Consider the following 11,490-nt stretch of genomic DNA (forward strand, 5'->3'; position numbering starts at 1 on the left):
TTTTTAATTGATTATAGTTTAGGATGGTAACTTTTAAAGGAACCATCGGTATAAAAAACAACTATTTTATCGATCTGAACTTCTGGGTCGGTAGCAACGCTTGTATTTGACGTAGTATCTTTTATTTCAGATTTAGGAGTAATCACTTCTTTATTACTTGCGAATAAATCATTGGTGAATAGCGTAGTCTCTTCTGATTTTTTTGCAACTTCTTCATTTAGAATAGATGATATTTGTTTTTTGTCAGAAGCCGGAAAAGTACCTTTACCGTTTAAAATCCAATATAAATCTACCTCAGGATATACCTCAAGAATTTTTAAAATAAAGTCTAAACTAGGCTTGTTTCTACCTGATAACAAATGCGACAAACTAGAGCGTTGCACACCTATTTTATCTGCAAACGAAGAGGCATTCAAACTGTAATAATCCAGTAGTAACTCAAGTCTTTTTATAAAATCTTCTATGTTTACCATTGTAAATTAATTTATCAATTACGCTATTTACAAATGTAATTAATTAAAGCAAATAATCCAATTTAAAGTGTGTATATAGTGTTACATACTCATTATGTCCGAACTATTACTTTATATAATTTTTGTTAAAACACTGTTATTGTGTTTTTTATAATGCATTTGTTAAATATGTAATAACTATGAATATGTTTATAAATCAATTGTTCTTGGTAGCAACTAAATTTGTTTACAAAATTGAAATCAAACAAAAAACAACGATTTACATTTGTAAATAATAAGATGTTTACTTTTGTAAATTAAATAGTAGACTATGAATTTACAAGAGTTATTCTATCAAAATAAAGAAGAACGTATATCCGGCAGGTATCTTCCATTGTCAATGATTGAGCCTATTTTAGTTCAATTAAACGCTAATGATCAATTGCAGGTTATTGGTGAATCTGTGCAAGGAAAACCCATTTATTCCTATCAAATTGGATGTGGTAAAACCAAAATCTTTCTATGGTCGCAAATGCATGGAAACGAAAGTACAACTACCAAAGCCCTCTTTGATTTTATAAATTTTTTGCACAGTGATAATTCATTAGCGAAACAATTTTTAGATGCATTTACATTTTATGCTATTCCTATGCTTAACCCTGATGGGGCTAATTTGTATACTCGAGAAAATGCGAATAAAGTAGATTTAAACCGAGACTCTCAAAATTTAACGCAGCCAGAAAGCAAATTACTTCGGGCTACTTTTGAAAATTTTCAGCCTGACTTTTGTTTTAATTTACATGATCAGCGAACCATTTTTGGTGTTGGTGATACAGGGAAATCTGCTACAATGTCTTTCTTGGCTCCATCCTTTAATGAAAATCGTGACATAAATGACTGTCGCAGAAAAGCGATTGATTTAATTGCGGCTATTAACGAGGAGTTACAAGTTTATTTGCCGGGACAAATTGGTCGCTTTGATGATTCGTTTAATATCAATTGTATTGGAGATACTTTTCAGTCTATGGGCGTGCCAACTGTTTTATTTGAAGCGGGGCATTTTCAAGGTGATTACGAGCGAGAGGAAACTCGAAAATATGTTTTCTTAGCCTTGATTTCTGGATTTAAAGCACTTAGCGAAAACGTTATAGTTAGCAATGGAATCGAGAAATATTTGAATATTTCTCAAAATAAAGTCGTTTTTTATGATTTTATGTATAAAAACATCAAAATAAATTATGATGGTATCGAAATAATCACCAATTTTGCATTACAATACAAAGAAGAATTAGTCGACAATAAAATTTGTTTTAATGCTTTTTTCTCACAAATAGGGGATTTAGAGCATAATTTTGGACACATAGAGTACGATGCTAAAGGAGCTTTATATCAAGATGATAGCAACTCTATTCCTGAATTAAATAAAAAAGCTGATTTTTATTTAGATAACGACATAAAAATTGTTAATGGAATGATAAATATTTAATATTTTTCTCATTTTATTGTTTTTATGTATAATTTTATACTTTGTTGAAGCAATTAATAATGTTAATAATAAAGTTATGAGTAAATTTCGTTTAGATGAAGTAGATCACCAGATTCTGGATATGTTGATAGATAATACTAGAGTTCCATTTACGGATATTGCAAAAAAATTATTAATTTCTGCGGGAACTGTGCATGTACGGGTAAAAAAAATGGAAGATGCTGGAATCATCATGGGATCGTCATTGGTTTTAGATTATGATAAATTAGGCTACTCTTTTATTGCTTACGTTGGTGTATTCTTAAACAACACTTCTCAAACTAAATTTGTTTTGGAGCGCATTAACGAAATCCCTTTCGTAACTGTAGCTTCTGTAACAACTGGTAAGTTTAATATTTTTTGCAAAATTAGAGCAAAAGATACTAAGCATGCTAAAGATGTAATTTTTATGATTGATGATATTGATGGTGTTTATAGAACTGAAACTATGATTTCACTTGAAGAAAGCATCAATGATAAAAAGCGTTTAATGCATACTATTTTCAAAAATATGTAATTGATCTTGAATGCTTATATGAAATATAACCTCAAGTTTGTTCTTGGGGTTTTTTTATAACAACTATTTACTAAACCAACTACACAACACACTAACTATGTATACTTTACCTAAAATTGAACGCTTTAATCAAGACGTTCTATCAAAATACCACATTTACAATAGTGTATTCATAACTTTACCTTTTCACTCTATTGATAATACGGGTGCGTTACTTCCTTTGTTTACAGAAGTGTGCGATACGGGTTTTAAAAAACAAGAAACTCCTAAAGAAATTTTCGATTTTTTTGCAGATAAATATTTACAAAATGCAACTGAGTCTGAAAAAATTGATATTATGTTCCGTTTTATTCAATACATTGAAAGGCAAATTGTATTGTTTGATGCCATTGAAGATGCTGCTTTTCCTGTTGTAAACAATATGGAAGGAATTGGATCTTTGCGTGATATTAAAGAAAAAACGGATGCCGCTGCGAAGGAGGAAGAGGTTATCGATTTTTTAGAAAATTTTAATGTACGAACTGTCCTCACAGCACACCCAACGCAGTTTTATCCCGGTGCAGTATTGGGAATCATCAATGATTTAACTGAGGCGATAAGAAATAATAATTTACTTGATATCAAGCAATTATTGGCTCAGTTGGGTAAAACTCCATTTATTCAGCAAGAAAAACCAAATCCATTTGACGAAGCAGTAAGTTTGATTTGGTACCTCGAAAACGTATTCTATCACACTTCGGGCGAAATGGTGCAATACATTCAAAAAAATATTTTTAACGGTACTTCAATTAAAAATCCATTGATAAAACTAGGTTTTTGGCCTGGTGGAGATCGTGACGGAAATCCCTTTGTGACTACTGAAATCACCCTGAAAGTAGCCGATCGCTTGCGTACTTCAATCTTAAAATGTTATTACATTGAAATACGAAACTTAAAACGCAAACTTACCTTTAACGGAGTTGATGTTTTGGTTACGGAGCTGGAGCAAAAATTATATCGTTCTGTTTTTTATTCAAAAGGAGAAATTTTTATCACTTTGGAGGAATTCAAATCGCAACTTAATAAGATTAAGCAAATTGTGATTGAGCAGCACCAATCATTGTATTTGGATGAATTGGAAGCCTTGCTTATTAAAGTTAATTTGTTCGGGTTTCACTTCGCTACTTTAGATATTCGTCAGAATAGTAAAATTCACGACGCTGTTTTTAAAGAAGTCGTGAGTTTATTTTCTAATTCAAATACCAATGTTTTTCCCAAAAATTATTTCGAATTAAACGAAGCTGAAAAGTTTGAAGTGCTTTCAAAAGTAAAAGGAAGTATCGATCCTACAGCATTCGAGAATGAAATAACGCGCCTTACACTCGAGTCAATACAAGCCATTAAAACTATTCAAGAAAATAATGGCGAATTTGGTGCCAACAGATACATTATCAGTAATAATGAAAGTGCGCTCAATGTGATGGAGACTTTTGCTTTATTTCGCTTAAGCGGATGGCAAAATCCTACTGTAGATATTGTGCCTTTGTTTGAATCGGTTGACGATTTGCAAAGTGCGCACGAAATAATGGAGAAGCTATACACTAATCAGGCTTATGCAGCACATTTGCAAAGCAGAAACAACAAACAAACCATCATGTTAGGTTTCTCCGACGGAACAAAAGACGGTGGTTATTTGATGGCGAATTGGAGTATTTACAAAGCCAAAGAAGCCTTGACCGAAATGTCTCGAAAGTATGGTATCAAAGTTATTTTCTTTGATGGTCGAGGAGGACCTCCAGCGCGTGGTGGTGGAAAAACGCATAAATTTTACGCTTCATTAGGGCCTAATATTGAAAATAATGAAATTCAAGTAACTGTTCAAGGACAAACGATTAGTTCTAACTTTGGAACTCTAGATTCCTGTCGTTACAATTTGGAAAATTTATTAAGTGCGGGTGTAACCAATCAGGTTTTTGGCAAAGGAAGCAATGCTTTATCAGCTTCTGAACAAGAAATTTTAGATCAGTTGGCCAATTTGGGCTATGATAAATATTTGAGTTTTAAAAATCATCCGCAATTTATACCTTACTTAGAACAGATGAGTACGCTGAAATATTACGCAAAAACTAATATTGGTAGCCGACCATCAAAAAGAAGTAAGTCGGAGCAATTGGACTTTGCTGATTTAAGAGCTATTCCTTTTGTAGGATCTTGGAGTCAATTGAAGCAAAATGTTCCGGGTTTTTTTGGAGTAGGAACAGCCTTAAAACATTTTGAAACTGCAGGAGAGTGGGATAAAGTTCAAGACTTGTACAATCATTCTTTGTTCTTTAAAACCTTGTTGGAAAACAGTATGATGTCGTTAGCAAAATCATTTTTCCCATTAACAGCTTACATGCGTAAGGATTCTAAGTTTGGTGATTTTTGGCAGATTATTTACGATGAATTTTTAGAAACCAAACGCTTATTGTTGAAAATTGCGGGTCATACTGAACTAATGGAGAATTATCCTGATGGCAAAGCTTCTATTCAAATAAGAGAGCGTATTGTATTGCCATTGTTGACAATACAGCAATATGCTTTGTTGCGGATAAATGAATTGAACAAAGAAGAAAATCCAGACGAGGCTTTAATTAAGACATATGAAAAAATTGTGACTCGTTCGCTGTTCGGAAATACAAATGCCAGTAGAAATTCGGCTTAAAACAAATATAAATATGAAATCAAATCAGTTACCCGTTAATGAATATGCAGCGTATTATGCTCCGTATATACAAGCCTTAGGAGAGGTAGATCTTATTGAAGAATTAGAAATTTCATTACATGCCTTTATTAAATTTGTTCAAAACATTCCTATGGATAAGTTTGATTATAGGTATGCTGAAGGGAAATGGGATATCAAGGAAATTATTCAGCATGTAATTGATACGGAACGCATTTTTGCCTATCGAGCATTACGAATTTCGAGAAACGATCAAACGCCTTTACCGGGTTTTGATGAAAATGCCTACGTTGACAATACTGAGGCTAACAAAAGAAGCATTCAAGAATTACTTACAGAATTATCTGCTGTTCGTCATTCCAATTTATTGTTTTTTAAGAGCTTAAGTTCAGATCAATTTCAAAGAATCGGAACAGCATCCAATGCAGCGATATCAGTTAGAGCAATCGGTTTTATTATGATTGGTCATCAAAAACACCATCAAAAAATTTTCGAAGAAAGGTATTTATAACATTTTAAAAACCTGTCGACCAAATTTTAAGTTTATTATCAAACGACATGGTATTTGCAGGACTTGTAGAAGGCATCACATAATACGTGATGCCTTTTATTTGTCCGAATTTTTTAAAAAACAATGAAAAACTAGCTTTACCATTAAAAACAATTGTGTTAATAGTTGGATGTTGTTTTAAAAAAGAATTAAAATCATTAACCACTGGATTTTTGATATTCAAATCGAGACTTCCTTCACGCTCACATGCAGCTACAACATCCCAAAGGCCGATGTGATGGTGCTGCAGTAATTGAATTTTACTTTGATAATCAGGCAGTATGTCACTATGACCAAGAATTTCCTGCATTATTTTCCAGAACTGATTGCGTGCATTTCCGTAATATTCCTGCTGTTGCAAAGAAATATTGCCTGGTATCGAGCCAAGAATTAACAGTTTGGTTTTCGAGTTTACTATCGGTGAAAAAGAATGTATCATTTTAACTTTCGGCATTTTCTTTTTCAAGTATGGCTAAGGCGAGTCGAATTTTACCATAATCAATTTGTTCTTCTAAATAATCAAAATAAGGTTTTAAGGCTTGTGGTGCCTCTAGTTGCTCTTTAGCTTTGGCTACTTTAAGGATTTCATTTTCTGACACAAATGATTCTAAATCAATTTCTTCGCCATCGGTATATAATTTTGCCAAATGCGAAAAAATGGTACTTTCGCCAATTTTTCGTTTAGAAGCAATTTCGCTCACGCTGAATCCTTCTTGATAGAGTTTGAGCGTTTCTTTATAAGTTGTAGCTTCTTTCTTTTTTCGAACGTTTTTTTCTTTGTGGTGCGCAACAATAACTTCAATAAATGCGGTACCATACTTTTCGAGTTTCGTTCGTCCCACACCATCAATAGCGAGTAATTCGTTTTCGCTCATTGGTCTTTCAGTTTCCATTTGGCGTAAAGCTGCATCACTAAAAATGACATAAGCAGGAACTTCTTCCTCTTTTGCAATTTGATAACGTAGGTTTCGCAAGGCTTCAAAAAGTCCATTTCCTTTACGTACTTTACTTTTCGTGCTAACCGCGGGAGCTGATTCGGTTTTTAGTCTTTGAACAGCGGTTAGTTGTACTTTTTCGTTCTCAAATAAAACTTTAGTAGCTAAACTAGTGAGTCTAATTTTATTTTGTTGATGAAAAGCGATTTCGCAATAACCCAAGTTGATCAATTGAATTAGATTCTGATTCCAATCGTACCACGAAATAGCCGCGCCAACACCATAAGTCTTTAAATTTTGATATTCTTTTTCAAAAATATAAGCGTTTTTGGATCCTCGTAAAAAATCAATGATTACAGGAAGTGGCTCGCTTTCCTTTAATCTTTTTATGGCCGAAAGTGCTTTTTGAGCAATAATGGTTCCATCAAAAAACGAGGGTGGATTTTTACAAATATCGCAGTTACCACAATTGGACGTAACTAATTCACCAAAATAGGATAGTAAAATCTTTCGCCGACAACTTAAAGCATCAGCATATTGTTTCATCCGATCCAATTTAGCCAATTGCAATTCGGCATTTAATCCTTGAGATGCAAATTTTTGAAGTTGTATTAAATCGCCATAGCTTTCGAACAAAATAGTTTCAGATGGAAGTCCGTCTCGACCTGCACGTCCGATTTCTTGATAATATCCCTCAATATTTTTGGGCAAATTATAATGAATAACCCACCGCACATTCGATTTGTCAATTCCCATTCCAAATGCTATTGTGGCGCACACAATTTGGCAATCGTCATTGATAAATTCATCTTGGGTTTGAGAACGCAGATCAGCATCTAAGCCTGCATGGTAAGCTTTTGCAGCAATGCCAAGTTGTTGTAATTTTTCGGCTAGTTCTTCAGTAGTTTTACGACTTAAACAATAAATAATTCCAGACTCGTTGGGTTTATCTTTTATAAATTCAATAATTTGTTTTACCCGATCTAAAGCAGGTCGGACCTCAAGACTTAAATTTTTACGGTCGAAAGAGGAGATGTATACTTTTGGTTGTTTGAGATTGAGCTGTTTGGCAATATCCGTTCGAGTTGCTTTGTCTGCAGTTGCGGTTAATGCAAGAATAGGAACACTTGGTAATCTATTTTTAAGGTAGCCTAAATTAGTATATGCGGGCCTAAAATCATGTCCCCATGAAGAAATGCAATGCGCTTCATCAATAGCAATAAGACTTACATTTAAGGAACTGAATAAAGGATCTAGGATAGTTAAACTCTCTGGCGCAACGTAAACTAATTTAATAGTTTGAGCTTGAATTTTATCTATTAAAATGATTCGCTCTTCATCTGTTTGACTACTATTTAGGTAACAAGCAGCAATACCGTTTGCCTTTAAGCTGTCGACTTGATCTTTCATTAAAGCGATCAAAGGTGATATGACAATTGTAATTCCCGGTAATAAAAGAGCTGGTAATTGAAAGCAAATTGATTTTCCTCCACCCGTTGGCATTATTGCAAGCGTATCAAGACCGGCAAGTACATCACTTATGATTTCGGCTTGTTGTGGTCTGAATTTGTCAAAACCAAAATTTTCTTTTAAAGTAGTGTGTAAAAGGGGATGGGTCATTTGTGAATTTGTGAGCGCACTTTAGATAAAAAAAAGGAACTCCGAATAAGAGTTCCTTTACTATAATTTTATAAAAATCGAGACCTAATTAGTCTTCGTCTTCATCATCTTCTTCGTCAGCATAGTCCTTTGTGTCGATATCATCTTCATCATCTTCGCCGTCAGTATCAGGCTTGTCAATGATTTCGTCTTCGTCATCATCATCAATATCGTCATCAAGATCTAAGCCTTTGATTGGTTCTACTACATCATCAATCATTATTTCATCATCTTCGTCGTAATTTTCGATTCTGTCTGCAAGTTTTGTACTCACTTTTACTAAATAGATAGTATCTTCAGTACGAACTTCGACTGCTTCTACCAATTCGTTTTTAGCGTTTCTAAAACTAATAATGTTTGAATCATCATAACCATCTGGAAATTTATCAACCAAAAGGTTTAAAATTTCATTGGTAAGTTTTGCGTAGTCAACTATTACTCTTTTCATAAATGTTCTATAAATCTAATAAATAAGCGAAAATTAATGGCGCTACAATGGTAGCATCAGATTCTATGATAAATTTAGGTGTATTCATATCTAGCTTACCCCAAGTGATTTTTTCGTTTGGAACAGCTCCAGAATACGAACCATAACTAGTTGTTGAGTCAGAAATTTGACAGAAATAGCTCCAGAATGGAACATCATGCATTTCCATATCTTGGTATAACATAGGTACTACACAAATTGGGAAATCCCCTGCGATACCACCACCAATTTGGAAAAATCCAATTCCGTTGCCACTGTTTTTTGGATACCAATCAGCAAGGAAAGTCATATACTCAATACCAGATTTCATGGTAGAAGCTTTCAATTCTCCTTTAATTACATAAGAAGCGAAAATGTTACCCATGGTGCTGTCTTCCCAACCTGGCACAACAATTGGTAAATTTTTCTCCGCTGCAGCGTACATCCAACTGTCTTTTAAATCAATCTCGTAGTATTCTTCAAGAACACCGGATAATAACATTTTATACATGAATTCATGCGGAAAATAGCGTTCTCCTTTATCGTCAGCATCTTTCCAGATTTTGTAAATGTGTTTTTGTAAACGACGGAAAGCTTCGTGCTCTGGAATACAAGTATCAGTTACACGGTTTAAACCACGCTCCAATAAATCCCATTCGTCTTGAGGAGTCAAATCACGGTAGTTAGGCACTCTTTCGTAGTGAGAGTGAGCCACCAAGTTCATAATATCTTCTTCAAGGTTTGCTCCTGTACATGAAATAATATGTACTTTGTCTTGACGAATAATGTCAGAAAATATTTTTCCAATCTCGGCAGTACTCATAGCACCTGCCATACTCACCATCATTTTTGCGCCGTTTGCTAATTGTTCTTCGTATGCTTTAGCTGCGTCAACTAAAGCTGCAGAATTGAAATGCAAATAATGCTTTTCTATAAACTGACTGATTGGTCCTTTACTCATTTTTATTTTAATTTTTAGCTGCTGTTATTGTCGTCACGACTAATTCAAATGTAACGATTTTTTAAATTCAAAGAAATAAATGCGATTTTTATTTGCGGTCGTAACCTAAAATTTTCAAAACGTCTTCAGAGGTTTGTTGCTCTGAGAATACTTCGGTAGCCAAAATTCCATTTTCATCACGATCGATCAAAATATGTTTTGGTTGTGGAATCAAACAGTGGTGTAATCCGCCGTAGCCTCCAATAGTTTCTTGGTACGCGCCTGTGTTAAAGAAACCGATATACAAAGGTTTCTCTTTATTGTACTTAGGCAAGTAAATGGCGTTCATGTTTTGCTCTGAGTTGTAGTAATCATCGCTGTCACAAGTCATTCCTCCCAACAAAACACGTTCGTAAGTATCGTTCCAACGGTTTACTGCCAACATGATAAAACGCTTGTTGATAGCCCAAGTATCTGGTAAAGTTGTAATGAAAGAAGAGTCAATCATGTTCCATTTCTCTCTATCATTTTGTTGTTTTTGATACAAAATTTGATAAATAGCACCACCACTTTCGCCTACAGTATACGATCCGAACTCTGTAAAAATGTTTGGAACATCCACTTCAGCCTCGTCACAGGCAATTTTAATTTGATTGATAATTTCATCAATCATATATTGGTAGTCGTATTCAAAAGCCAATGAATTTTTGATAGGGAAACCACCACCAATATTTAATCCATCAAGTGTAGGACATTCTTTTTTAAGTGCTATGTATACTTTAATACATTTTACCAATTCGTTCCAATAGTAGGCTGTATCGTTGATACCCGTATTGATAAAAAAGTGAAGCATTTTAAGCTCTAATTTATCATTTTCTTGAATTTGTTTTTTGTAAAATGAAACAATATTCTTGTAACCAATTCCTAATCTAGAGGTATAAAATTCAAATTTTGGCTCCTCTTCAGCTGCAATACGAATTCCAATTTTGAATTTGTTTTTGATTTGCCCTTGTAGCAAATCTAATTCTTCATAATTATCAATAATCGGAATCGTATTTTTGTGTCCGTTATTGATCAAACGAGCAATATTTTCAATGTATTGATCGCGTTTGAAACCATTACAGATAACGTATGTGCTTTTGTTGATTTTACCATTTGCTAAAAGATTTTCAACAATATTAATATCAAAAGCCGAAGAGGTTTCAATGTGAATATTATTCTTGAAAGCTTCATTCATAATGTATTCAAAATGAGAGCTTTTAGTGCAATAACAGTAGTAGTATTTGGCTTCGTATTTGTTTTTCTCCATTGATTTACGAAACCAACTTTTTGCTCTATTGATGTTGTTTGAAATTTGAGGCAAATAAGTAAACTTTAAAGGTGTACCGTATTGCTCAACCAATTTCATCAAATCAATATTATGAAAAAGTAAATGGTCTTTGTTTAGCTTAAATTCTTCTTGCGGAAAATAGTATGTCTGATTGATTAAGTCCGAATATTTTGTATTCATTGATGCAGGTTTAATAGATTAAATAGTGTTTACAACATAGATGAATCTATCATTCAAACCCGAATATTAGCATAAACAATCTGTAGCTTTTCGTTATCGGCTTTTAAGTATTGAAAAACATCAAAAATAAAGTTACCTTTAATCGAATAAAACCGCTTCAATATCCTTAAAAAGGACATGGTTTTGCGGGTTTTATTAGATCCTGGGCGTGACTTACTGTGTGTTTTTTTCATCG

10 protein-coding genes are annotated in these 11,490 nt (G+C 33.6%); 4 read left to right on the forward strand and 6 right to left on the reverse strand.

Annotated features, from left to right (window positions below; genetic code table 11):
• Positions 1-11 precede the first annotated feature (11 nt).
• Positions 12-473 (reverse strand): helix-turn-helix domain-containing protein, encoded by a 462-nt coding sequence (locus tag ACXX8U_RS05585; protein WP_458564983.1) that lies wholly within the window; start codon positions 471-473, stop codon positions 12-14.
• Between the two features lie 310 nt (positions 474-783).
• Here ACXX8U_RS05585 and ACXX8U_RS05590 point away from each other — a divergent pair, with 310 nt between their 5' ends.
• The 4 genes from ACXX8U_RS05590 to ACXX8U_RS05605 all read left to right on the forward strand — a co-directional run bounded on the left by ACXX8U_RS05590 (position 784) and on the right by ACXX8U_RS05605 (position 5,706).
• The gene (locus ACXX8U_RS05590) at positions 784-1,938 is read left to right on the forward strand and encodes a M14 family metallopeptidase (RefSeq protein WP_458564984.1); all 1,155 of its coding nucleotides are present in this window, start codon (positions 784-786) and stop codon (positions 1,936-1,938) included.
• A gap of 76 nt (positions 1,939-2,014) precedes the next feature.
• Positions 2,015-2,494, forward strand: coding sequence for an Lrp/AsnC family transcriptional regulator (locus ACXX8U_RS05595; protein WP_072943262.1), 480 nt, complete (start codon positions 2,015-2,017; stop codon positions 2,492-2,494).
• Between the two features lie 97 nt (positions 2,495-2,591).
• Entirely contained in the window at positions 2,592-5,177 is a 2,586-nt protein-coding gene (locus ACXX8U_RS05600) for a phosphoenolpyruvate carboxylase (RefSeq protein WP_458564985.1), read from the forward strand.
• 13 nt (positions 5,178-5,190) lie between these two features.
• Positions 5,191-5,706 (forward strand): DinB family protein, encoded by a 516-nt coding sequence (locus tag ACXX8U_RS05605; RefSeq protein WP_458564986.1) that lies wholly within the window; start codon positions 5,191-5,193, stop codon positions 5,704-5,706.
• A gap of 4 nt (positions 5,707-5,710) precedes the next feature.
• Here ACXX8U_RS05605 and ACXX8U_RS05610 read toward each other — a convergent pair whose 3' ends face one another.
• From ACXX8U_RS05610 to ACXX8U_RS05630, 5 genes are all read right to left on the reverse strand, one after another.
• Positions 5,711-6,184: a DNA-deoxyinosine glycosylase gene (locus ACXX8U_RS05610; protein ID WP_458564987.1), complete on the reverse strand. Its 474-nt coding sequence runs from the start codon at positions 6,182-6,184 to the stop codon at positions 5,711-5,713.
• A gap of 1 nt (position 6,185) precedes the next feature.
• Positions 6,186-8,300: a DNA helicase RecQ gene (recQ, locus tag ACXX8U_RS05615; RefSeq protein ID WP_458564988.1), complete on the reverse strand. Its 2,115-nt coding sequence runs from the start codon at positions 8,298-8,300 to the stop codon at positions 6,186-6,188.
• Positions 8,301-8,388: 88 nt separating this feature from the next.
• Positions 8,389-8,787, reverse strand: coding sequence for a DNA primase (locus tag ACXX8U_RS05620; RefSeq protein ID WP_458564989.1), 399 nt, complete (start codon positions 8,785-8,787; stop codon positions 8,389-8,391).
• Between the two features lie 7 nt (positions 8,788-8,794).
• Positions 8,795-9,766 carry a deoxyhypusine synthase family protein gene (locus tag ACXX8U_RS05625; RefSeq protein ID WP_458564990.1) on the reverse strand — a complete coding sequence of 324 codons (972 nt, stop codon included), beginning with the start codon at positions 9,764-9,766 and terminating at the stop codon, positions 8,795-8,797.
• Positions 9,767-9,854: 88 nt separating this feature from the next.
• A complete protein-coding gene (locus tag ACXX8U_RS05630; RefSeq protein ID WP_210790158.1) occupies positions 9,855-11,255 on the reverse strand; it encodes a type III PLP-dependent enzyme domain-containing protein in 1,401 nt (466 codons plus the stop codon).
• Positions 11,256-11,490: the final 235 nt, after the last annotated feature.

Source organism: Flavobacterium sp. GNP001 (assembly GCF_054343775.1).